Source organism: Actinomycetospora sp. CA-053990 (assembly GCF_050948445.1).
GTDB lineage: Bacteria > Actinomycetota > Actinomycetes > Mycobacteriales > Pseudonocardiaceae > Actinomycetospora > Actinomycetospora callitridis.
In genome coordinates this window covers 5,996,183-6,018,791 of sequence record NZ_CP192043.1, presented here as the reverse complement: position 1 = coordinate 6,018,791, position 22,609 = coordinate 5,996,183, and the positions used below count along the sequence as shown (strand labels likewise).

18 protein-coding genes and 1 pseudogene are annotated in these 22,609 nt (G+C 75.4%); 11 read left to right on the top strand and 8 right to left on the bottom strand.

The window, feature by feature from the left end; translation table 11 throughout:
- Positions 1-18: 18 nt before the first annotated feature.
- Positions 19-1,383, bottom strand: coding sequence for an FAD-binding oxidoreductase (locus ACQPYN_RS30630; protein WP_433030954.1), 1,365 nt, complete (start codon positions 1,381-1,383; stop codon positions 19-21).
- A 329-nt stretch (positions 1,384-1,712) separates the two neighbouring features.
- On the opposite strand from ACQPYN_RS30630, the gene clpB reads away from it, so the two are divergent.
- The 5 genes from clpB to ACQPYN_RS30605 all read left to right on the top strand — a co-directional run bounded on the left by clpB (position 1,713) and on the right by ACQPYN_RS30605 (position 10,326).
- On the top strand, positions 1,713-4,304 hold the full coding sequence (clpB, locus tag ACQPYN_RS30625; RefSeq protein WP_433030951.1) for an ATP-dependent chaperone ClpB: 2,592 nt from the start codon (positions 1,713-1,715) through the stop codon (positions 4,302-4,304).
- Between the two features lie 132 nt (positions 4,305-4,436).
- Positions 4,437-5,252 (top strand): AfsR/SARP family transcriptional regulator, encoded by an 816-nt coding sequence (locus ACQPYN_RS30620; RefSeq protein WP_433030949.1) that lies wholly within the window; start codon positions 4,437-4,439, stop codon positions 5,250-5,252.
- A complete protein-coding gene (locus tag ACQPYN_RS30615) occupies positions 5,216-7,516 on the top strand; it encodes an ATP-binding protein (protein WP_433030946.1) in 2,301 nt (766 codons plus the stop codon). Before ACQPYN_RS30620 ends, ACQPYN_RS30615 begins: the two co-directional genes overlap by 37 nt.
- Before the next feature lie 84 nt (positions 7,517-7,600).
- The gene (locus ACQPYN_RS30610) at positions 7,601-9,031 is read left to right on the top strand and encodes an FAD-binding oxidoreductase (protein ID WP_433030943.1); all 1,431 of its coding nucleotides are present in this window, start codon (positions 7,601-7,603) and stop codon (positions 9,029-9,031) included.
- A gap of 191 nt (positions 9,032-9,222) precedes the next feature.
- Positions 9,223-10,326, top strand: a complete 1,104-nt coding sequence (locus ACQPYN_RS30605) for a class I SAM-dependent methyltransferase (RefSeq protein ID WP_433030940.1) — start codon at positions 9,223-9,225, stop codon at positions 10,324-10,326.
- Between the two features lie 81 nt (positions 10,327-10,407).
- On the opposite strand, the gene ACQPYN_RS30600 is transcribed toward ACQPYN_RS30605, so the two are convergent.
- The 4 genes from ACQPYN_RS30600 to abc-f form a co-directional block, all read right to left on the bottom strand.
- Positions 10,408-11,187, bottom strand: a complete 780-nt coding sequence (locus ACQPYN_RS30600) for a PEP-utilizing enzyme (protein ID WP_433030937.1) — start codon at positions 11,185-11,187, stop codon at positions 10,408-10,410.
- On the bottom strand, positions 11,088-13,016 hold the full coding sequence (locus tag ACQPYN_RS30595; RefSeq protein ID WP_433030934.1) for a PEP/pyruvate-binding domain-containing protein: 1,929 nt from the start codon (positions 13,014-13,016) through the stop codon (positions 11,088-11,090). The genes ACQPYN_RS30600 and ACQPYN_RS30595 overlap by 100 nt, the downstream gene beginning before the upstream one ends.
- A complete protein-coding gene (locus tag ACQPYN_RS30590; protein ID WP_433030931.1) occupies positions 13,013-13,474 on the bottom strand; it encodes a MarR family winged helix-turn-helix transcriptional regulator in 462 nt (153 codons plus the stop codon). Before ACQPYN_RS30590 ends, ACQPYN_RS30595 begins: the two co-directional genes overlap by 4 nt.
- A 203-nt stretch (positions 13,475-13,677) precedes the next feature.
- Positions 13,678-15,336 carry a ribosomal protection-like ABC-F family protein gene (gene abc-f / locus ACQPYN_RS30585; RefSeq protein WP_433030928.1) on the bottom strand — a complete coding sequence of 553 codons (1,659 nt, stop codon included), beginning with the start codon at positions 15,334-15,336 and terminating at the stop codon, positions 13,678-13,680.
- A 153-nt stretch (positions 15,337-15,489) separates the two neighbouring features.
- On the opposite strand from abc-f, the gene ACQPYN_RS30580 reads away from it, so the two are divergent.
- From ACQPYN_RS30580 to ACQPYN_RS30560, 5 genes and pseudogenes are all read left to right on the top strand, one after another.
- On the top strand, positions 15,490-16,359 hold the full coding sequence (locus ACQPYN_RS30580) for a hypothetical protein (RefSeq protein WP_433030925.1): 870 nt from the start codon (positions 15,490-15,492) through the stop codon (positions 16,357-16,359).
- Positions 16,356-16,919 (top strand): annotated as a pseudogene (locus ACQPYN_RS30575) (SDR family NAD(P)-dependent oxidoreductase); the annotation flags it as partial. The gene ACQPYN_RS30580 and the pseudogene ACQPYN_RS30575, both read left to right, overlap by 4 nt.
- Positions 16,919-17,962 carry an SDR family NAD(P)-dependent oxidoreductase gene (locus ACQPYN_RS30570; protein WP_433030922.1) on the top strand — a complete coding sequence of 348 codons (1,044 nt, stop codon included), beginning with the start codon at positions 16,919-16,921 and terminating at the stop codon, positions 17,960-17,962. The pseudogene ACQPYN_RS30575 and the gene ACQPYN_RS30570, both read left to right, overlap by 1 nt.
- Positions 17,959-18,510: an orotate phosphoribosyltransferase gene (gene pyrE, locus ACQPYN_RS30565; protein WP_433030919.1), complete on the top strand. Its 552-nt coding sequence runs from the start codon at positions 17,959-17,961 to the stop codon at positions 18,508-18,510. The genes ACQPYN_RS30570 and pyrE overlap by 4 nt, the downstream gene beginning before the upstream one ends.
- Entirely contained in the window at positions 18,507-19,172 is a 666-nt protein-coding gene (locus tag ACQPYN_RS30560; protein WP_433030916.1) for a TrmH family RNA methyltransferase, read from the top strand. The genes pyrE and ACQPYN_RS30560 overlap by 4 nt, the downstream gene beginning before the upstream one ends.
- On the opposite strand, the gene ACQPYN_RS30555 is transcribed toward ACQPYN_RS30560, so the two are convergent.
- From ACQPYN_RS30555 to ACQPYN_RS30545, 3 genes are all read right to left on the bottom strand, one after another.
- Complete coding sequence (locus tag ACQPYN_RS30555) at positions 19,169-19,915, bottom strand: DedA family protein (RefSeq protein WP_433030913.1); 747 nt, start codon at positions 19,913-19,915, stop codon at positions 19,169-19,171. The two genes, ACQPYN_RS30560 and ACQPYN_RS30555, sit on opposite strands and share 4 nt — an antisense overlap.
- A gap of 73 nt (positions 19,916-19,988) precedes the next feature.
- Positions 19,989-20,201 (bottom strand): hypothetical protein, encoded by a 213-nt coding sequence (locus ACQPYN_RS30550; RefSeq protein ID WP_433030910.1) that lies wholly within the window; start codon positions 20,199-20,201, stop codon positions 19,989-19,991.
- Between the two features lie 463 nt (positions 20,202-20,664).
- Positions 20,665-21,327, bottom strand: coding sequence for a SigE family RNA polymerase sigma factor (locus ACQPYN_RS30545; RefSeq protein WP_433030906.1), 663 nt, complete (start codon positions 21,325-21,327; stop codon positions 20,665-20,667).
- A 247-nt stretch (positions 21,328-21,574) separates the two neighbouring features.
- Here ACQPYN_RS30545 and fbaA point away from each other — a divergent pair, with 247 nt between their 5' ends.
- Positions 21,575-22,609 (top strand): class II fructose-bisphosphate aldolase, encoded by a 1,035-nt coding sequence (fbaA, locus tag ACQPYN_RS30540; protein ID WP_433030903.1) that lies wholly within the window; start codon positions 21,575-21,577, stop codon positions 22,607-22,609.

Sequence of the window (22,609 nt, the reverse complement as noted above, 5' to 3'; positions counted from 1 at the left end):
GGTCGGCGCCCGACGCCGCTACTGGTCGGTGAACGGGTCGTAGTGGATCCGGTCGAGCGGCACGCCGTCGACGAGCAGCGCCTGGGCCGTCGCGCGGATCATCCCCGGCGAGCCGGAGAGCAGCACGTCGTGCCCCGACCAGTCGCCGGAGCGCACCACGGCGTCCGGCAGCGTCCCCGGCAGCGTCTCGGCGTTGAGCGGGTCGTCCTCGCAGACGGGGGCGACCGCGAGCCAGGGGTGCACCTCGGCGAGGGCCCGCAGGCGGTCGAGCACGACGAGGTCGTCGGGCACCCGCCCGCCCAGGAACACCGTGCACGGGCGGGGCCGCGCCCACCGGGCCATGTCCTCGCACAGGGCCAGCACGGGCGCGCCGCCGGTGCCGCCGGCGACCATGAGCACCTCGCGATCGCTGCGCGGGTCGAGCCCGAGCCGCCCGGACGCCGGACCGAGGCGCCAGCGGTCGCCCGGCGCCGTGTGCGCGACCATCGCCCGGCTCACCCAGCCGCCCTCGACGGCGCGGACGTGGAACTCCAGCAGGCCGTCCGGCCGGGGCGCGGTCACCGGGCTGAGCGCACGCCACATCCGCGGGCGCTGCGGGATCTCGACGGTCAGGGACTGCCCGGCGCGGTGCGGCACGGGCCGGTCGGGCGCGACGTGCAGCACCGCGAGGTCCCAGCCCACGCGCCGGTGGCCGACGACGGTGGCCTCGGCGAGGGCGGGCGCCCCGTCGTTCCCGGCCGCCCGCGCCGCGTCCTCCATCGGGCCCGCGGCCAGGGAGAACGCCCGTACCCAGGCGTGCTCCGCCGCGTCGTCCCAGGTGGCGCCACCGAAGCGACGCATCGCGCCGATCAGGGCGACGCCGAGCGTCTCGTACTGCCCGGCGCGCAGGCCCAGCGCGCGGTGCTCGCGCACCAGCGGCTCGAGCAGCGCGGCGAGGTCGGCGGGACGGTCGACGGTGCTCATCGCCAGCACGAGCGAGCGCAGCAGCCGGCGCGCCGGCTCGGTGACCCGGGCGGGGAACAGCGCCCGCGACCCGGGGTCGAGGCTGAAGAGCAGCGCGGCGAACCAGTCGGCGAGCTCGTCGACCTGCGGCCCGACCGCCTCCCACGCCTCGCGGACCCGGCGCGCGGCGTCGGCCTCGGGGGTCGGGGGCGCGGGACGGGGTGCGGGGGCGGGCGGCGCGACCGGCGCGGCGCTGGACGCCGGGCCGTCGACCGGGTCCGGCGCGGCGTGTCGTCCCGGACGCACCATCGGCGTCGTCGCGGGCGGCGGGACGGACCGGACCGGGGCGAGGCGCCGGGATCCGGGCCGGACGGTCGGTGAGGGGCGGGACGCCGGGGCAGGGTCGGCCGGACCGTCTCCCGGCAGCGGCTCCGCGGACATGCCCCCTACCTCTCCCCGACCCCCCGGCGCGGGACCCGAGCCCCCGCGTATCGGGACCACTATGACAGCCCGTTCGCGGCCGTCACGCAGGGTCCCCATCATCGTGTCGTCGTCCGACCCCCCACCGGCGTCGAACCACGTTCCCGACCACGCTGAGCAGCAACGACGTCCCGGATCGGGGCCTCTCACTGTCGTCGCTGTGGGTGATCGAACGCCGGGGAATCGCCGGGAACAAACCCCACGTCAGCGAAGTTGAGCCAGGTAGACTCAAGTTCACTGGGCGGCTGGTGGGCTGCCCGATCCGTACGTCACGCAGGAGGACCCCCGCAATGGACTTCACCCCCACCACCCGCACCCAGCAGGCGGTGTCGGCCGCCGTGCGCGCGGCCACCGTCGACGGTCACCCGCAGGTCTCGCCGGCCCATCTGGCCGCCGCGCTCCTCGACCAGACCGACGGCCTCACCGAACCGCTGCTGCGCGCGGTCGGGGCGGACCCGACGGCGGTGCGGGCCGACGTCGGCAAGGTCCTCGCGGGCCTGCCGAGCGCGAGCGGCTCGAGCGTCGCGGCGCCGCAGTTCGACCGGGAGACCGCGCGCGTGCTCCAGCACGCCCAGACCCTCGCCGCCGACATGGGCGACGAGTACGTCTCGACCGAGCACCTGCTGGTCGGGCTGGCCGCGGCCGGCGGGCGCACCGGCGAGGTGCTCACCCGCCACGGCGCGACGCCCGAGGCGCTCCAGGAGGCGTTCGCGAAGGTGCGCGGGTCGGGGCGGATCACGTCGGCCGACCCCGAGGGCACCTTCCAGGCCCTGGAGAAGTACGGCCAGGACCTCACCGAGCGCGCCCGGTCCGGCGCCCTCGACCCCGTGGTGGGCCGCGACGCGGAGATCCGCCGCGTCGTCCAGGTCCTCTCCCGGCGCACCAAGAACAACCCGGTGCTCATCGGCGAGCCCGGCGTCGGCAAGACGGCGATCGTCGAGGGCCTGGCGCAGCGGATCATCGCCGGTGACGTGCCCGAGTCGCTGCGCAACAAGCGGGTCGTCGCCCTGGACATGGGCTCGATGGTCGCCGGCGCGAAGTACCGCGGCGAGTTCGAGGAGCGGCTCAAGGCCGTCCTGCAGGAGATCACCGACTCCGCGGGCCAGGTCATCACCTTCATCGACGAGCTGCACACGATCGTCGGGGCCGGCGCGACCGGCGAGTCCGCCATGGACGCCGGCAACATGATCAAGCCGATGCTGGCGCGCGGCGAGCTGCGGATGGTCGGCGCGACGACGCTCGACGAGTACCGCAAGCACATCGAGTCCGACCCGGCGCTCGAGCGCCGCTTCCAGCAGGTCCTGGTCGGCGAGCCGACCGTCGACGACACCGTCGGCATCCTGCGCGGGCTCAAGGAGCGCTACGAGGTCCACCACGGCGTGCGGATCACCGACGCCGCACTGGTGGCCGCGGCCACGCTCTCCGACCGCTACATCACCGCGCGCTTCCTGCCCGACAAGGCCATCGACCTCGTCGACGAGGCCAGCTCGCGGCTGCGCATGGAGATCGACTCGCGGCCCGTGGAGATCGACGAGGTCGAGCGCGCCGTGCGCCGCCTCGAGATCGAGGAGATGGCGCTGGCGAAGGAGTCCGACGCCGCGTCCGCGGAGCGCCTCACCGCCCTGCGGGCCGAGCTCGCCGAGCGCCGCGAGGAGCTCGACGCGCTGACCGCCCGCTGGCAGGGCGAGAAGGACGCGATCGACTCGACGCGCGCGCTCAAGGAGCAGCTCGAGACCCTGCGCGGGGAGTCCGAGCGCGCCGAGCGCGACGGCGACCTGGGCCGGGCCGCGGAGCTGCGCTACGGGCGCATCCCCGCCCTGGAGAAGGAGCTCGCCGCGGCCGACGCCGGCTCGGCGGCCCCGGTGATGCTCAAGGAGGAGGTCGGCCCCGACGACGTCGCGGACGTCGTGTCGGCGTGGACCGGCATCCCCGCCGGGCGCCTGCTCGAGGGCGAGACCGCGAAGCTCCTGCGCATGGAGGACGAGCTCGGCCGCCGCGTGGTCGGGCAGGCCGAGGCCGTGCGCGCCGTGTCCGACGCCGTCCGCCGCGCGCGGGCCGGGATCGCGGAGGAGGACCGTCCCACCGGGTCGTTCCTGTTCCTCGGGCCCACCGGCGTCGGCAAGACCGAGCTGGCCAAGGCGCTCGCCGCGTTCCTGTTCGACGACGAGCGGGCCATGATCCGCATCGACATGAGCGAGTACGGGGAGAAGCACTCCGTCGCCCGCCTGGTCGGTGCGCCGCCCGGGTACGTCGGCTACGACCAGGGCGGCCAGCTCACCGAGGCCGTCCGGCGGCGCCCCTACTCGGTGGTACTGCTCGACGAGGTCGAGAAGGCCCACCCGGACGTCTTCGACGTGCTCCTGCAGGTGCTCGACGACGGGCGTCTCACCGACGGCCAGGGCCGCACGGTCGACTTCCGCAACACGATCCTCGTGCTGACCTCGAACCTCGGCTCCGCCGCGCTCGTCGACACCTCGCTCGACGACGCCGGGCGCAAGGAGAAGGTCATGGAGGTCGTGAAGCGCTCGTTCAAGCCGGAGTTCCTCAACCGGCTCGACGACGTGGTGGTCTTCCACGCCCTCTCCACCGAGGAGCTGACCCACATCGTCGACATCCAGCTCGACCGCCTCGGCGCCCGGCTGGCCGCGCGGCGGCTGACGCTGCAGGTCAGCGACGCCGCCCGCGAGTGGCTCGCGCTCCAGGGCTTCGACCCCGTCTACGGGGCGCGGCCGCTGCGCCGCCTCGTGCAGTCGGCCATCGGCGACCAGCTCGCCAAGGCCCTGCTCGGCGGCGAGGTGCGCGAGGGCGACACGGTGTCGGTGGACCTCGACGAGCAGGGAGACGGCGGCACCGGCGCGTTGTTGGTGTCGCGCGCGGCCTGACCTCGCCCGTACAGCTCAACGGCCTCCCGCTGTTCGTCACGATCCGGCGACGAACAGCGGGAGGCCGTCGCTCGTTCTGGTCGGGGACCGACGGCATCGCCACCCTGGGTGACCCCTGGGGGGAGGCCTCCGATGCTCCACGTCGCGGTGCTCGGGCAACAGGTGATCGCCGACGAGGAGGGCGGTCCGCGGTCGCGCTCGTCGCGGGGGATCGCGCTGGCCGCCCACCTCGTGGCGCACGCCGGTACCGTCGTCCCCCGTCCGCGTCTCGCCGCCCTCTTCTGGCCCGACTCCGGCGACGCCCAGGCGCTGACCAACCTGCGCCGCGAGCTGCACCACCTGCGTCACACCCTCGAGCACGCCCCGGTCGTCCGGGCCGACACCGCCGGTCTCGCCTGGCAGGACGTGGCCGAGGTCGCCGTCGACCTGCGCGTCTTCGACCGTGAGGCCGGGGACGCCCTCGACGCGGCGACCCGGGACGACACCGCCGCGGTGGTGCGCCACGCGGCCGCCGCGCTCGCGCAGTACCGCGGCGCGTTCCTGCCCGGCGTCGACGACGAGTGGGCACGCGAGGTGCGTGAGGACCGCGAGAACCGCTGCGCGCGGCTGTGCGCACTGCTGTCCGAGGCGCTGGCGCGCACCGGCGACCTGACGGCGGCGGTCGACGTCGCGCGCCGCCGGGTGCGGCTGCGGCCGCTGGAGGAGGCCGGGCACCGGGCGCTCATGGAGCTGCAGCTCGCCCAGGGCGACCGCGCCGGTGCGGTGAGCACGTACGAGCGCTGCGCGTCGGTGCTCGGCCGCGAGCTCGGCGTCGCCCCGCACGCCGACACGCGACGGGCGCTCGCCGTCGTGACCACCTCCCCGACGGCGACGGGACGACCCCGATCGAGTCCCGGGTCGGCGGCACGCCCGTGCTCGTCGGCCGGGAGGCGGAGCTCGCCGTCCTGACCCGGGCCTGGCGTCGCGCCGTCGCCGGTGAGCCGGGGCTCGTCCTCGTCCGGGGCGAGGCGGGGGTGGGCAAGACCCGGCTGGTCGCCGAGCTCGCCACCCTCGTCCGCGAGCGGGACGGCGTCGTCGCGGAGTCGGGCTGCTACGGCACCTCGGACCGGCTGGCGCTCGCCCCGGTCGCGGACTGGCTCCGGGTGCCGGCGGTGCACGCCGCCGCCGGGGCCCTCGACCCCGTCTGGCGTCTCGAGGTGGAGCGGCTCGTCCCCCGCGCAGGGCGGGCGGACCCGGGCCTCGTCGACGGCGCGCGCGCCATGGCCGACGCGTGGCGGCGCCACCGGTTCTCCGAGGGGCTCGCGCAGGCGTTCCTGCAGGTCGGGCGACCCCTGCTCCTCGTGCTGGACAACCTGCAGTGGGGCGACCAGGAGACCCTCTCGTTCCTCGCCCACCTCCTCGGGCGGGCCGGCGACGCGCCGCTGCTGATCGTCGGCACCGCCCGCGACGAACCGGGGGCGGTCGACGGGTGGTTCCCGCGGATGCGGGCCACCGGCGTCGCGTCGGAGCTCGCGCTGGACCCGCTCGACGCCGCCGGCACCGCCCGGCTGGCCACGGCGGTCAACGGACGACCCCCCGACGATCCCGAGGCCCTGCACGCCGTCACGGGCGGGCTCCCGCTGCACGTCGTGGAGGCCGTGAGCGGACTCGGCGATACGGCGGGCGCGACGCGGGGGGACCTCGCCGCGATGCTGCGCGCCCGCCTGGAGGAGGTGAGCCCCACCGCCCGCGACATCGCCGTCCTCGCCGCCGCCGTCGGGCGCGAGTTCACCCTCGCCCTGCTCGTCGAGGCCAGCGACCTGGACGCGGAGGCCGTGGTCCGGGCGCTCGACGAGCTCTGGCGCCGCCGCATCGTCCGCGAGACGGCGAGCGGCTACGACTTCTCGCACGACCTCCTGCGCGAGGCGGCCGACGCGCTGGCCAGCCCGCCCACCCGCTGGCTGCTGCACCGCCACCTGGCGCGTGCCCTCGAGGAGCTGCACGCCGACGACCTCGACGCCGTGTCGGCGCGGTTGGCACGCCACCACGCCCGGAGCGGGCGCCCGGAGCAGGCGGTGTCGGCGTACCGGCGCGCCGCCCACGTCGCCGCCTCGCGCTTCGCCCACGGCGAGGCGATCCGGCTGCTCCGGGAGGCGCTGCTCCTGGTCCGGGCCCTGCCCGCGGGCCGGCGCCGCGACGAGGAGGAGCTCGCCCTCCGCGAGGTGCTGACCGCTCCGCTCAACGCGCGCCACGGGTACGCGTCACCGGTCGTGCGGGAGACGCTGGAGGCGTCGGTGGCGCTCGCCCACCGGATGGGGCACCGGGACGCCGAGCTGTCCGCGCTGGTGGGGCTCTGGACCGCCCGCTTCGTCGCGGGCGCCGTCGGCGAGTCCGAGGCGATCGCGACGCGGGTCATCGCCATGGCCGACGGCGCCCCTGCCCTCGTCGCGCACGCCCACTTCGCGGCGGCCGGATCGGCGTTCGCCCTCGGGCGGCCCCGGCGGGCGCTGCACCACTTCGCGGTGGTCGCCGACGCGGCGAACACGGTGTCGCTCAGCGTCGGCACCCGCCTCGACGTGCACGGCGCGGGGTGGGCCGCCCACGCCCACTGGCTGCTCGGCGACGACGACCGGGCCCGCTGGACCGCCGCGGAGACCGTCGCGCTGGCACGCCGCATCGAGCACCCCTACAGCACCGCCGTGGCGCTGGCCTACGACGCGGTCACCCACCAGCTCCGCGACGATCGCCCAGCCCTGGAGGCGTCGGTGGCCGAGCTGACCGAGCTGTGCGAGCGCTACGGCTTCGCGTACTACCGCGAGTGGGCGCCCCTGCTCATCGGCTGGGCGCGGGGCGGTGCCGAGGGCGCCGAGACCGCGCACCGCGGCATCGACGGGCTGCGGGCCACCGGGGCGTTCTTCCGGATGCCGTACTGGCTCACGCTGGTCGCCGACATCGCACAGCGGCGGGGGCATCGGGACGAGGCACGGGCGGTGCTCGACGCGGCGGTCGCCGACGCCCGGTCCCGCCAGGACGTGTGGTGGCTCCCGGAGGTGCTGCGGCGGCGCGCGGCGCTCGACGACGGCCCGGGCGCCGTCGGACGCCTCCGGGTCGCGGCGGACCTGGCCCGCGAGCACGGCAGCACTGCCCTCCTGGACCGCTGCCACGCCGACCTCCGGGCCATCGACATGACCGCGCTCACGGAGCGTTCGCAGGCCCCGCGGCCGCACGGGTGACGCGACGGCCCGGCGCGAACGCTGCGCGAACGCCGGCCGGGGACCGTCGGTACCTCGCCGACCGTCCGACCCGCGGAGACCCACGTGACCACCACCGCCCCACGCACCACCGTTCCCTGGACCGATCTCGCCGCCGTCCTCCGCGGTCGCATCGTCCTGCCCGCCGACCCCGACTACGACGCCGTGCGTGCCGTCTACAACGGCATGATCGACAAGCGGCCGGCCGCGATCGCGCAGTGCCGCGACGTCGCGGACGTGATCGCCGGCGTGGACTTCGCGCGCGAGAACGGCCTCACACTGGCGGTGCGCGGCGGCGGGCACCACGCGGCGGGCCTCGGCGTCACCGACGAGGCGCTGGTGCTCGACCTCTCCCTGATGCGCAGCACCCGCGTCGATCCCGGGGAGCGCACCGTCCGTGCGGACGGCGGCTGCGTCTGGGGCGACGTCGACCACGCCACCAGCGCGTTCGGGCTCGCGACGCCGTCGGGCATCGTCGGGACGACCGGGGTCGCCGGCCTGACGCTCGGCGGGGGCACCGGCTACCTGACGCGGCGCTACGGGATGACCGTCGACAACCTGCTCTCCGCCGACGTCGTGCTCGCCGACGGATCGTTCGTCACCGCGTCCGAGGACAGTGAGCCGGACCTGTTCTGGGCCCTGCGCGGAGGCGGCGGCAACTTCGGCGTCGTCACCTCGTTCAGGTTCCGCTGCCACCCGGTGGGCGACGCCGGGACGATCATCGGGGGGCCGGTGTTCTACTCGCTCGACGACCTCGGCGAGGTCATGCGCTGGTACCGCGAGCTGCTGCCGTCGCTGCCGACGGAGCTCAGTGGCTGGATCGGCGTGATGGCCGTCCCGCCGGCGCCGCCGTTCCCCGAGGAGCTCTGGGGACGGACCGTCTGCGGGATCGTCTGGTGCTACACCGGACCGGGCGACCGGGCGGACGAGGTGCTCGAACCGGTGCGCACCTTCGGGTCCCCGCTGATGGTCGGCCTGCAGCCGATGCCGTTCGCGGCCCTGCAGGCGGCGTTCGACCCGCTCTTCCCGCCGGGGCTGCAGTGGTACTGGAAGGGCGACGTCTTCCGGGAGATCACCGACGAGGCGATCGAGGTGCACCGTCGGTTCGCCGAGGTGCTGCCCAGCGGTCAGTCGACCATGCACCTGTATCCGATCGACGGCGCCGCCGCGCAGGTGCCCGAGGACGCGACGGCGTTCCCGTACCGCGACGGGGGGTGGTCGGGCGTCATCGTCGGCGTCGACCCGGACCCCGCGAACGCGGCCGCGCTCACCCGCTGGGCCCGTGACTACCAGGAGGCCCTGCATCCGTACTCGGCCGGCGGCGCCTACATCAACTTCATGATGGAGGAGGGCGAGGACCGGATCCGGGCGTCGTACCGCGGGAACTACGACCGGCTCACCCGGATCAAGCGCCACTACGACCCGGACAACCTGTTCCGGACCAACCAGAACATCGTCCCCGCCGGCAACGTCATCCCGCCGCCGCGTCAGGGGTAGAACGACAGGGGGTAGGACACCGCGGGCATGCCTGCCCACCGTGGTCCGGCGCTGCGCGGCGTTCACCACGACCCCGGCCGGGGGCAACCCGGCCGGGGTCGTGCTGTCCGCCGGGTGTCGACGTCAGCGGTACCGCGGTGCGCCTGCCGCAGGCGTGACGAGGAGCCGGGACCGGTGTCACTGTCGACGCCATGACCAGCACTGACGAGAGCACCACCCACAGCACTGCGCACACCACCGAGACCTGTGCCGACACCGTCTTCGGCTGGATCCTCGGTATGGAGCAGACCACCGCGCTCTACGTGGGTGATCGGCTCGGCTGGTTCCGCTCGCTCGCCGAGGACGGCCCGGCCACGGCGCCCGAGCTCGCCGCGCGGACCGGCACCGCCGCCCGCTACGCCCGCGAGTGGCTCGAGTACCAGGCGGTGAGCGGGATGCTCACCGTCGACGACGCGGCGGCCGCGCCCGACGAGCGCCGCTTCGCGATGCCCGCCGCGCACGTCCCGGTGCTCGCCGACCTCGACAGCGAGACGGTGCTGACGCCGTTCGCGCGGATCCTCGTCGCGTCGCTGCGCCGCATCGACGACCTCCTCGAGGCCTACCGAACGGGTGGCGGCGTGAGCTGGGAGGCCCTCGGGGACGACGCCCGCGAGGGTCAGGCGGCGCAGAACCGCCCCCTCCTGCGGGACGCCCTCGCCCGCGACCACCTGCCGCGCCTCGGCGAGGTCGACGCCGCGCTGCGCGCCGGCGGCCGGGTGGCCGACGTCGGCTGCGGCGAGGGGTGGTCGAGCATCGGCATCGCGCGGGGCTACCCGACCGCCCGGGTGGACGGCTTCGACGTCGACGCCGCGTCGGTCGCCGCCGCGCGGCGTCACGCCGGGGCGGAGGGCGTCGACGACCGGGTCCGCGTCCACCACGCGGAGGTGGCGAGCGCCGAGGCCGGCGTCTACGACCTCGTGTGCGCGTTCGAGTGCGTGCACGACATGCCCGACCCGGTGTCCGTGCTCGCCGCGATGCGCCGGGCCGTGGCGCCGGGCGGCACCGTCCTGATCATGGACGAGAAGGTCGCGGAGGCCTTCGCTCCCGACGGCGACGAGGTCGAGCGCCTGTTCTACGGCTTCTCGCTGATGTGCTGCCTGCCCGACGGCCTCTCCGCCGACGACTCGGTGGGCACCGGAACGGTGATGCGCCGGAGCACGCTCGAGGAGTACGCCCGCGGCGCCGGGTTCTCGGGCGTCGAGGTGCTCGACGACCTGGAGAACGACATCTTCCGGTTCTACCGACTGGTGGTCTGAGCGCTCGCGACTGCGTGGCCCTCTCGGCGTGCTCCCCTCACTCGGACACCCAACGTCAGCGGCGCCACGCCGCTGATACTTCTACGACGCCACCAGCGGCTCCACGCGCCCGCTGGTGCCGTCCACGCGCACCTCCGCCACTCCCGTCAGGCGGGCCACGGCGTCGCGGACGCCGACGACGGCGGGCAGCCCGTACTCCCGGGCGACGACCGCGCCGTGGGAGTTCGAGCCGCCCATCTCCATCACCAGCCCGCCGGCGGTGAGGAAGAGCGGCGTCCAGCCGGGGTCGGTCGACGGGCACACGAGCACGTCGCCCGGCTCGAGACGGGCGCCCTGCGGGTCGGTGATCACCCGGACCCGGCCCGTGACGGTCCCCGCCGAGGCCGGGACGCCGGTGAGCGCACCGTCGGCGGGGGCGTCCTTGGTGCCCAGGGCCTCGGGCTCGGTGCCGTCCGAGAGCACGATGCGCGGCACGTGCCGGCGACGCAGTTCACGCTCGTAGGTGGCGCGCCGCTCCCGCACGACGCAGCGGCGGTCGACGTCCTCCCGGGCCTCGTCGAGGCTCAGGAAGAACACGTCGTCGCCCGTATCCAGTCGGCCCCGGGACGCCAGGTCGGCGCCCACCGCGGCCAGCTCGCTCCGGGCGGCCGCGAGCACCGTGACCAGCCAGTACTTCGGCAGCTCGCGTAGCCCGACGAGGTCACGGGCCCGGTGCAGGGCCGCGGCCACCACCCGCCCGCGCAGGCCGCCCGCGCGCACGGTCAACGCGTCGATCGTCGCCTCGGCCTCCGCGGCGCTGCGGGCGAACACGACGTCCGGCGCGCGCCCGGCGTCGTCGAGACGCACGTAGTTGGCGAGCACCCCGAGCAGGTGGGTGGGGTCGTCGGACCAGCGCGGCAGGCCGAGGTCGATCTCGGCGACGGCGCGGCGGCCGTGCGCGGCGAGGAAGGCGCCGAGCCCCTCGGCGAGCACCGGGGGCCAGGTGCTGCGCTGCCCGGCGAGCTCGGCGGGCGGGGTCCCGGTGAGAGCGGCGACGGTGGCGGGGTCGTCGCGCAGGCGGACGGCGAGGTCCCAGAGCGCGAGGTCCATCTCCGTGGTGACGTTGTGCGGCAGGCCGCGCAGTACGGTGCCGAGCTCGCCGGGACGGGCGCGACCGCGGAGCAGGCGGGCGGCCAGGCCGAGGGCGAGGAAGCCGGCCGCCGGGGCCGCGGCGGTCCGCGGGGCACCCGGACGAAACGGTCGGTGAGCATCCAGCGCACACGCTCGACACGTTCCACCCGGCCCGCCTCCGGCCGCGCGGGCAGGGCCTCGCCGGCCGTGCGGACCAGGTCGAACGCCCGGTCCCGCGCCCGGGCCGGGTTCGTCCAGGCGCCGACGACGGCCGGCGGGATGCGGTAGCGGAGCGCGATCCGGCCGACCCGACGCACGGTCGGCAGGGGCGAGCGCCGGGTGACGGCGAGCTCGGGCCGGTCGAGCTGGGTGGCGATCACCTCGGCCGAGCGGGTCTCCATCACTCCCAGCACGCCGGCGGCCCCGGCCCGGCCCAGCCGGCTGCGCAGGACGTCGGTGAGGTCGACGAACACGCGCTCGCCCGCCTCGGACAGCATCGGCGGGCCCTGCTCGGGGTCGTCGACCGGCACACCGAGCAGACCGGCGACGCCGGAGGCGAGATGCCGGGCCGCGGACAGCCCGGCGGGGGTGAACGGTCGGAAGACGCCCTGCGCGACGTTGGCCGAGAGGAACAGGCGCAGGCCCGGGCGCCCGGGCACGAGCGGGTAGAGGGTCGTGATCGGGCGCGACTGGGTCAACCACGCGCGGCCGTCGCCGTCCAGGGCCCACTCGATGTCCTGCGGCGCGCCGAACAGCGCCTCGACCCGGCGGCCGAGACGGGCGAGCGTCTGCACGTCGGCGTCGTCCAGCGAGCCCGCGCCGCTCGGGTGCGCCACGGTCTCGGTGCCCCCGCCGGGCAGGGCGCGGACGACGGTCCCGCCGGCGCCCGCGTGCCGGGACACGATCTCGCCGCCCGGCTCGACGACGACGTGCTCGGGATCGACCGAGCCGGAGACCACCGACTCGCCGAGCCCCGGCGCCGCGTCGATCACGGCCTGCCCGCGGCGTCCCGTCACGGGATCCGCGGTGAACAGGACGCCGGCCCACCGCGCGTCGACCATCGACTGGATCACCACGGCGAGCGTGACCGCGGCGTGGTCGATGCCCTGGGCGCCGCGATAGGCGACGGCCCGGTCGGTCCAGAGCGAGGCCCAGCAGCGCCGGACCGCGTCGAGCACCGCGTCGTCGCCGACGACGTTCAGGAACGTGTCCTGCTGACCGGCGAAGCTCGCGCCCGGCAGGTCCTCGGCCGTCGCCGACGACCGGACCGCGACCGGCCCGTCGGGGCACGTCGCCCGCACGGCGTCCGCGACCTCGTCGGGGATCGGCACCGCGAGCACCGCGGCGCGGGCCTTCCCGGCGAGGCCGGCCGCGTCCGTGCCCTCGGCGAGCAGTGCGTCCAGCGCCGATCCCACCGCCTGTCGGTAGGCGGCGGTCGTGAGGCAGACGCCGGCCGGCACGGCGAAGCCGGCGCGGACGAGGGCCCCGAGGTTGGCGGCCTTGCCGCCGACGCGGCCGAGGGTGTCGGGGTCGGTCGGGTCGACGGCCTCCAGGGGCAGGACGAGCGGTACGTCGGTCATGCCGGGTCTCTCTTCTCTCGTCCCTGCCGAGCGGAGTCGCCGAGCAGGGTCATCGCGCGGGCCACGAGGGCCCGGTCCGCGGGGTCGAGGCGGTTCATGACCTCGAGCTGGGCCTCGGCGCGGGTGCGCTCGAGGCGGCGGAGCAGGGCGTCGCCGTCGTCGGCGAGCGCGATCCGGCGGACGCGACGGTCGGACGGGTGCTCCCGGCGTTCGACGAGACCGCGCCGGACCAGGGCGTCGACGAGGCGACTGGTCGCCGACACCGATCGCCCGATCCGGTCCGCGAGCCCGCCGAGGGACACCGGCTCGCCGGCGTCGAGGACGTAGAGGGTGGCGAGCTGGGTCATCGAGAGCTCGTCCCCGCCGTCGACGGTGGCGAGGAGGTCCAGCACGAAGGCGGGGATCATCGCGCGCCGCATGTCCCCGAAGCTCGTCGCGAGCCGGTCCCGCTCGTCCATCGTCATGTCCTTGCAACTCTGCAATGAATGCATTAATGCAAGCACTGGTGTCCGGGTCCGTCAATCGACCGTTCGCGCCGATGGGACGACGCCGACGACGAGTGACCTGATCCCACGGTTACTGGCTGGTATCGCTCGCTCAGCGAGCGATACCAGCCAGTAACCGCGTCAGGCGAGCCGGTGACGCCCGGAGGGGAGTGCTCTCATCCACGCCGGTCGACCTCGACGACGTGCCCGCCGTCGAGGTGCCAGCCCCGGGTGGTGGCGACGCCCGCGAGCAGGCGCCGGTCGTGGGAGACCAGGAGCAGCGTGCCCTCGAAGGACGCGAGCGCGGTCTCGAGCTGCTCGATCGCCGTGAGGTCGAGGTGGTTGGTCGGCTCGTCGAGCACGAGCAGGTTCACCCCGCGGGCCTGCAGGAGCGCGAGGGCGGCCCGGGTGCGCTCCCCGGGCGAGAGCGTGTCGGCGCCGCGGAGCACGTGCTCGGAACCGAGGCCGAACTTCGCGAGCAGGGTGCGGATCTCCGCGGTGGGCCAGCGGTCGAGCTCGGGCTCGCGGGAGAACACGTCGAGCAGGGACGTGCCGCCCGACAGCAGGCCGCGCGCCTGGTCGACCTCGCCGACGACGACCCCCGAGCCCAGCGCCGCCCGGCCCTCGTCCGGGGCGAGGCGCCCGAGCAGGACGGCGAGCAGCGTCGACTTGCCGGACCCGTTGGCCCCGGTGATCGCGACGCGGTCGGCGTAGTCGAGCCGGAGGGAGACGGGACCGAGGGTGAAGTCCCCGCGACGGACCACCGCGCCGTCCAGGGTGGCGACGACCGTGCCCGACCGCGGGGCCGCCGCGATCGTCATCCGCAGCTCCCACTCCTTGCGGGGCTCCTCGACGACCTCCATGCGCTCGATCCGCCGCTCGGTCTGCGAGATCTTCGCGGCCTGCTTCTCCGAGGTCTGGCCCCGGAAGTGCTTGACGTGCTTGTCCGGGTCGGAGGCCTTCTTCCGGGCGTTGCGCACGCCCTTCTCCACCCACTGCTTCTGCGTCTGCATCCGCGCGGTCAGCTCGCCGCGCTTCTCCGCGTACTCCTCGTAGGCCTCGCGCGCGTGCCGCCGGGCCGTCTCCCGCTCGGTCAGGTAGGCCTCGTAGCCGCCGCCGTAGAGCGTGACCTCCTGCTGGGCGAGGTCGAGCTCCAGCACCGACGTGACGGTGCGGGCGAGGAACTCGCGGTCGTGGCTGACCAGCACGGTGCCCGCCCGCAGCTCGCGCACCCAGCGCTCGAGCCGGTCGAGCCCCGCGAGGTCGAGGTCGTTCGTCGGCTCGTCGAGCAGGAAGACGTCGAAGCGCGCGAGCAGCAGCGAGGCGAGGTTGGCCCGCGCGGCCTGGCCCCCCGACAGCGAGGTCATCTCGGCGTCGAGCAGCTCGGTGGCGAGGCCCAGGTCGTCGGCGACCTCCTCGGTGCGCTCCTCGAGGTCGGCGCCACCGAGGTCGAGCCAGCGCTCGAGGGCCACGGCGTAGGCGTCGTCGGCACCCGGGAGGCCCTCGGAGAGCGCGGTCGTCGCGGACTCGAGGGTGGCCGTCGCGGCCGTGACCCCGGTGCGGCGTCCGACGAAGCCGCGCACGGTCTCGCCGGGCACGCGGGCGGTCTCCTGCGGCAGGTGCCCGATGGTGGCCGTCGCCGGCGACACCGCGACGGAGCCCTGGTCGGGCGCCGCGAGACCGGCCAGCAGGCGTAGCAGGGTCGACTTCCCGGCGCCGTTGACGCCGACGAGACCGATGACGTCCCCGGGGGCGACGACGAGGTCGAGGCCGGTGAACAGCACCCGGGCGCCGTGCGCGGCGGCGAGGTCCCGCGCGACCAGGGTGGCACTCACGACGATCGACCCTATCCGTGCGCCGCGACCGCTTTCGGCGCTCCCACGTGGGCGGAATCCGGGGCGATGGCCACGACCATCGTTCACATCTCCTCCGGCGCGCCGGTGACGTGCTGCACGATGGGGGGACGGGGGCGTCGTAGGCTCAGGGCCGTGCCTGCCTGGGTCTGGTTCGTCATCGCGGCGTTGGCCGCGGGCGGCGGGGCGCTGCTCTTGCTCTCCGACCGCTCCCGCACCGGCGGGCACCGACGCGACCGGCGTCGGTGGGCGGAGGCGAAGAGCTGGGAGTTCGTCGACGTCGACCCCGTCCTGCCGAGCCGCTGGCGCTACGGCGCCGTGCACCAGGGCGGCCACGGCCGCGCGCTCGACCTCGCCACCGGCGCGGTGCCCGGGCCGGGCGGACGCCGCCTGGCGCACGTCTTCGACCACGAGCAGGCGGGCCAGGTCACCGGGATCGTCGCGGCCGTCCGCGGCGTGGCGACGCTCCCGGTCGCGATCGAGCTGCGGCTCCCGTCGGCGCCGCTGCCCGACGACGCGGGCCTCGACTCGCTGGGCCAGGTCGGCGAGCGCTACGCCTTCGTCACCTCGGTGGCGCAGGCGCGACCGCTGGTGACGCCCGACGTCGCCCGCGCGGCCGACCTCGTCGGCGAGGACGTCCCGCTGCTCTGGGCCGAGGACACCTGGGTGCTCGCCACCATCGAGCCCGGCGCCGACCCCGACCGCGTCCAGAACCTGCTGCAGGCCCTCGTCGAGGTGTCGGTGGCGCTCGAGGACGCGGCGGGCGGCGGCGCGGATCCGGACCGGGGCGACGGCTGGTCCGACGGCGGCTTCGGGGCCTACGACGCGGCGGGCGACGACCGTCCCGTCGACGCCGAGCCCGTGGACGCCGAGCCGGAGCCCGAGGCTCGTCCCGAGTCCCAGCCCCGCCCGACCCACCGTGATCGCCCGGCGGACATCCCCTACGACATCGAGGACGACGAGTTCGGGCCCGGCGCCCGCAGCAGCTCGTCCTCGGGGCGGTGAGCGGACCGACCCCGCGCCGCACCCTCGTGACCGGTGCGGACACGGACCTGGGGCGTGCCTTCGTCCGCCGCCTGCACGCCGCGGGCGACGAGCTCGTGCTCGCGGGCGGGGAGCGCGACGCCCTCGAGACGCTCGCCGGCGAGCTGTCCGGGCCGTCCGGATCGCGCCCCGAGGTCCTGCCCGGCGACCTCGCCGACGAGCTCGACCTCGACCTGGTCGTGCGCCGGCTCCTCACCGGCACCCGCCCGATCGACCTGCTCGTCGTCGGCCCCACCCCGCCGAGCACCCGCGCGCTGCCCGAGGCCGACGTCGCCGAGGTCCGGGCCGCGCTCGACCGCAGCGCGGGCGCCGTGCTGGCGCTCCTGCGGGCCGCGCTGCCCGGGATGATCTCCCGTGGCCACCCCGGTCCCGGCGGTGCGATCACCGTCACCGGCCCGGCGGGATACCTGCCGGTGCCCGGCCCCGCGGGGCTGGACGGCGCCGCGCAGGCCTACATCGGGATGCTGACCGAGGCGCTGGCCCACACGTTCTCCCGCGACGGGCTCGCCCTGACCACGGTGTGCCCGACGCCGCCGCACGTCGAGAAGGAGCGGTGGCGCCTCGCCGGCGCGATGCCCCTGCACGTCGCCCCGCCCGACGCGGACGCGGTGGCCGCCGCCGCGCTCGCCGACCACGCCGCCGGCCGGGCGCTCTGCGTGCCCGGTGTCGGTCCGCGGGCCCTGGTGGGCGTCTCCCGGCTCGTGCCGTTCCCGGCGGTACGGGTCGCCGCCGGGCTGCGGCGCGGTTCCCTGCCCCAGGCGCTGCGGGGCCGGCGCGGGCCCCGGGCGCGCGCCCGGCCGGCATCGCGCTGGTCACCGGCGGCAGCTCCGGCATCGGGGCGACGTACGCCGAGCACCTCGCGTCCGCGGGCCACGACCTCGTGCTCGTCGCCCGCGACGCGATCCGCCTCGAGGAGGTCGCCGACCGGCTGCGCGCGCAGGCGGTGCGCGTCGACGTGCTCGTCGCCGACCTCGCGACCGTCGCCGGCCGCGCCAAGGTCGCCGAGCGCGTGGCGGCCACGGAGCGCCCCATCGACCTGCTGGTGAACAACGCCGGGTTCCCCACCGCCGGCGAGTTCGTCGACACCGATCCGGCCGCGCTGCGCGCGAACTACGAGGTCAACATGGCCGCCGTGCTCGAGCTGACCGCCGCGGCCCTGCCCGGCATGGTCGCCCGCGGGCGCGGGGACATCGTCAACATCTCCAGCGTCGCGGGGTTCCTGCCCGGGCGCGGCTCGGTGTACAGCGCCGGCAAGTCCTACGTCACGGCGCTCTCGCGCACGCTCGCCCTGACGCTGGTCGACACCGGCGTGCGGGTGATGGTCCTGTGCCCCGGCTACACGCGCACCGAGTTCCACGCCCGGCTGGGCCAGGAGCGCTCCGGCCCGGAGTGGCTGTGGATGGACGCGGACGAGGTCGTCGCCGAGGGCATGGCGGACCTCGAGGCCGGGAAGGCGGTGTCGGTGCCGGGCGCGGTGTACAAGACGATCGTCGGCGTGACGCGGGTGATGCCGCGCGCGCTGCTGCGGGCCCTGGCCGCCCGCTCGGCGTCGGGGCGCGGATGACCGTCCCCGCCGTCGACCCCGACGCCCGCGCCCGGCTCGCCGCGCTGGTCACCGAGCTCGCCGTCGTGCACGGGCGGGTGACGCTGTCCTCGGGCCGCGAGGCCGACTACTACGTCGACCTGCGCCGGGCCACGCTGCACCACGAGGCGGGCCCGCTGATCGGGCGCCTGGTGCGCGAGCTGACCGCCGACTGGACCTACGACGCCGCCGGGGGGCTCACCCTGGGTGCGGACCCGGTCGCCCTCGCCGTGATGCACGCCCCGGGCCCACCCGTCGACGCGTGCGTCGTGCGCTCGGCGGCGAAGACCCACGGGATGCAGCGGCGCATCGAGGGGCCCGACGTCGTCGGCCGCCGGGTGCTCGCCGTCGAGGACACCTCGACCACCGGCGGCAGCGTGCTCACCGCCGTCGACGCGCTGGTGGAGACCGGCGCCGAGGTGGTCGGGGTCGTCACCGTCGTCGACCGGGGCACCGGCGCCACCGAGGCCGTCGAGGCCCGCGGCCTGGCCTGCCGATCGCTGCTCGGGCTGGCCGACCTGGGGCTGTGACCACCCCCGACGACCCGGACGAGCCCGGCCCCACCGAGTGGCGCACGGGCCCCGATCCGGTGGGCGTGGGGCCGTGGCCGGGCGGGCCCGCCGCGTGGCCCGACGACCCCCGCTACGACCCGGAGCTGCTCGCCGGGGGCGACCGGCGCAACGTCGTCGACCGCTACCGCTACTGGCGCCGCGAGGCCGTCGTCGCCGACCTCGACCGGCGCCGCCACCCGTTCCACGTCGCGATCGAGAACCTCCACCACGACGCGAACATCGGCACGATCGTCCGCACGGCCAACGCGTTCGCCGCGGCCGCGGTGCACGTGGTCGGCCGGCGCCGGTGGAACCGGCGCGGCGCGATGGTCACCGATCGCTACCAGCACGTCCACCACCACGCCGACGTCGCGGCGCTGCTCGCCTGGGCGCAGGCCGACGACCTGGCGGTGGTCGCCGTCGACAACGGGCCGGGGGCGACGCCGCTGGAGACCGCCGTGCTGCCGCGGCGCTGCATCCTGCTGTTCGGTCAGGAGGGCGTGGGGCTGACCCCGGAGGCGACGGCGGGCGCCGACCACGTGCTGTCCATCGCCCAGTTCGGCTCGACGCGCTCGATCAACGCCGGCGTCGCGGCGGGGATCGCCATGCACGCGTGGGTCCGCGCGCACGCGGAGCTCTAACGGTCGGTGCGCCGGGTGTCGATGACCTGCGTGGGCTCCTCGCTCGCGCCGTCGAGGACGTCCTCGGCGAGGCCCTGGGCGCCGAGCTTCTTCTCCCGGCGGGCCTTGATCACCTCGAAGGCGATCGGCAGCACCGAGACGAGCACGACCAGGATCAGCATCAGCTCGATGTTGTCCCGCACGAACTGGATCTGGCCGAGCGCCGCCCCGAGCAGGGTGACGCCGGCCGCCCAGGCGACGCCGCCGATCGCGGAGAACGTGAAGAACCGCTTGGCGTCCATCCGCCCGACGCCCGCCATGACGGTGATGAACGTGCGGACGATGGGCACGAAACGGCCCAGCACGATCGCGCGGTTGCCGTACTTGTCGAAGAACGCCTGGGTGCGGTCGACGTTCTCGCGCTTGAACAGCCGCGAGTTCGGCTTGTCGAAGATCGCCGGCCCGGCCTTGCGTCCGATGTAGTAGCCGCAGACGTTACCCAGGAACGCGGCGACGACGAGCAGGATGCAGACCAGCCACAGCGGCGTGTCGATGAGGCCGGTGACCACGGCGAGCCCGGTGATGAACAGCAGCGAGTCGCCCGGGAGGAAGAAGCCGACCAGCAGCCCGCACTCCGCGAAGATGATCAGGCACACACCCGCGAGGGCCCACGGCCCCAGCCATTCGATGATGAACTGCGGGTCCAGCCACTCCGGTCCGAGGGCCTGCACCGAGGTCGTCGCGGCGGCGAGAGTGGTGGACACGTGTCAAAACGGTACGCGGCGCGCCTCGTCGCGGGTCTCCGGGTCTCCCGGCGGCGTGTCCCGGGCTCTGCCCTCAGCCGGGCAGCGCGAGCGTGCCGACGGCCGTGAGCGCTCCCGCGATGGCGCCGCCGAGCAGGGCGACGGCCGACCACCACGCGATCCGCGCGGGCGTCCACTCCGTCGCGCCGCCCTGGTCCGCGACCGGGCGTCCGGCGCCGGCCGGGGTGACCGTCGTGGCCGCCGTGACGGGAGCGGGCCGCTGCTGCGGGACGCCGGGACGGCCCATCGGACCGGTGGGCGGGACCGGGGGCGGGACGTCGGGCGGGGTCCGGTCTGCGGCCAGGGACGGGCGGGCCCCGTCGGCGCAGGCCCCGTCGGCGCAGGAGGCCCGGGGCGGGCTCCGGGCGGGGTGCGCCCCGCGTGGCGGCCGGGAACGGGGGAGTCGCGGAGGGGCGGGCGGACAGAGCGGTCACGTCCTCGGCGTCGGGGGCATCGGGGGCGCCGCGGCGGCGGCCGAGCGGGCGGAAACGGTCACGCAGGCGGGACGAGCCGGACGCGGTGTCCGACGGGGTGGGGGCACCCGGGGTCGGGGCGGCCGGGCCACTGCCCGGGGACGAGACCCCGCCCGCGGCGTGCGCGCGCAGGGCCTCCGACAGCAGCCGCTCGTCGTCCATCCCGGTCGATGGTAGTCGCGCCCCCCGACGCGACCCAGGCCCGCCCGAGGGGCCCCGAACGGCCCAACGGAGGGCCTAACCGTCTCCCACGAGCTTGCCGATGGCCTCCAGGCCGCGGCTCGCCGTCGACTTCACGGTGCCCTTGCTGATGCCGGTGGCCTCGGCGATCTCGGCCTCGGACAGGCCCCCGTAGTACCGCAGCACCAGCACCTCGCGCTGGCGGCGCGGCAGCTTGCCCAGGGCGGACACGACGGCCTGGTGCTCGGTGGAGAGCATCGCCAGGGATTCCGCCGACCGTGCGTCCGCCGTGTGGGGCGGGGTGTACTCGCGGGCCGTGCGCCGGCGCCGCAGCACCGAGCGCGAGCCGTTCACGACGGCGGTGCGCAGGTATCCCAGCGCCGCGTGCTCGTCGCGCAGCCGGCTCCAGTGCCGGTGCAGGCCGGTGAACGCCTCCTGGACCACGTCCTCGGCGGTCGCGGGGTCGTCGACGAGCAGCACGGCGAGGCGGACGAACCGCATCCGGTGCTCGCGGTAGAGATCCTCGAGCGTGCGCGGGGCCTGCTCGTTCTGTGTCGCGACGGGCCCGCTGGCGGGGTGCGGCGCCGGGGGGCCCGGTCGGTACGGCGCCGCAGGTGGTGCCGACGGATGGGGCACCGAGGCATCCGACGGGGCGACCGCATCGATCGCCCTCAGGCTGCCCAGCGTGCGCTCGACGGCACTCTCCCCGGGGTGGCCCACGTCTCCGACGATAGCCCTTCACCACCTGTGCCTCCGGTGGGGACGAGGGTCCGGGGGACGACCCCCCTCCGTGTCACCCGCGTGGCCCAGGACGCCTACCGGGGTGCACCGGCCCGCTCACCGACGACGATCGGGTCACACCCCGGAGACCCAGCGCCGGAGCGGTCGCCTGAGTCATACTGCGCGCCAGTCCGCCGGTCGGCCGCCCTGCACCGACCGCGTCGAGGAACTCCTGGGAGGCACGACGATGCCCATCGCGACCCCCGAGGTCTACAACGAGATGCTGGACCGCGCGAAGGCCAATGCCTTCGCCTTCCCGGCCATCAACTGCACGTCCTCGGAGACGATCAACGCGGCGCTGCGCGGCTTCGCCGAGGCCGAGAGCGACGGGATCATCCAGTTCTCGACGGGTGGTGCGGAGTTCGGGTCGGGCCAGTCGGTGAAGGACATGGTCACCGGCGCGAGCGCCCTGGCCGAGTTCGCGCACGTCGTCGCCGAGAAGTACTCGATCAACGTCGCGCTGCACACCGACCACTGCCCGAAGGACAAGCTCGACGCCTTCGTCCGTCCGCTGATCGCGATCAGCCAGGACCGCGTGAACGCCGGGCAGAACCCGCTGTTCCAGTCCCACATGTGGGACGGCTCGGCGGTGGAGCTGCACGAGAACCTCGAGATCGCCCAGGAGCTGCTGGCCGAGGCGGTCAAGGCGAAGATCATCCTCGAGGTGGAGATCGGCGTCGTCGGCGGCGAGGAGGACGGCGTCGCCAACGACATCAACGACAAGCTCTACACCGCGGCGGGCGACTACGAGCACACCGTCGACGCCCTCGGCGGCGGCGAGAAGGGCCGCTATCTGCTCGCGGCCACCTTCGGCAACGTGCACGGCGTCTACAAGCCAGGCAACGTGAAGCTCAAGCCCTCGGTGCTCAAGGAGGGCCAGGAGGTCGCGGCGCGCAAGCTCGGGCTTCCCGAGGGCTCCAAGCCGTTCGACCTGGTCTTCCACGGCGGGTCCGGCTCGCTGCTCGAGGAGATCCACGAGGCGCTCGACTACGGCGTCATCAAGATGAACGTCGACACCGACGCGCAGTACGCGTTCACCCGGCCGATCGCCGGGCACATGCTCGCGAACTACGACGGCGTGCTGAAGATCGACGGCGAGGTCGGCAACAAGAAGGTCTACGACCCGCGCAGCTACCTCAAGGAAGCCGAGAAGGGCATGGGCGCGCGCGTCGTCACCGCCTGCGAGAACCTGCGCTCCACCGGGCAGACCCTGGGCCGCTGA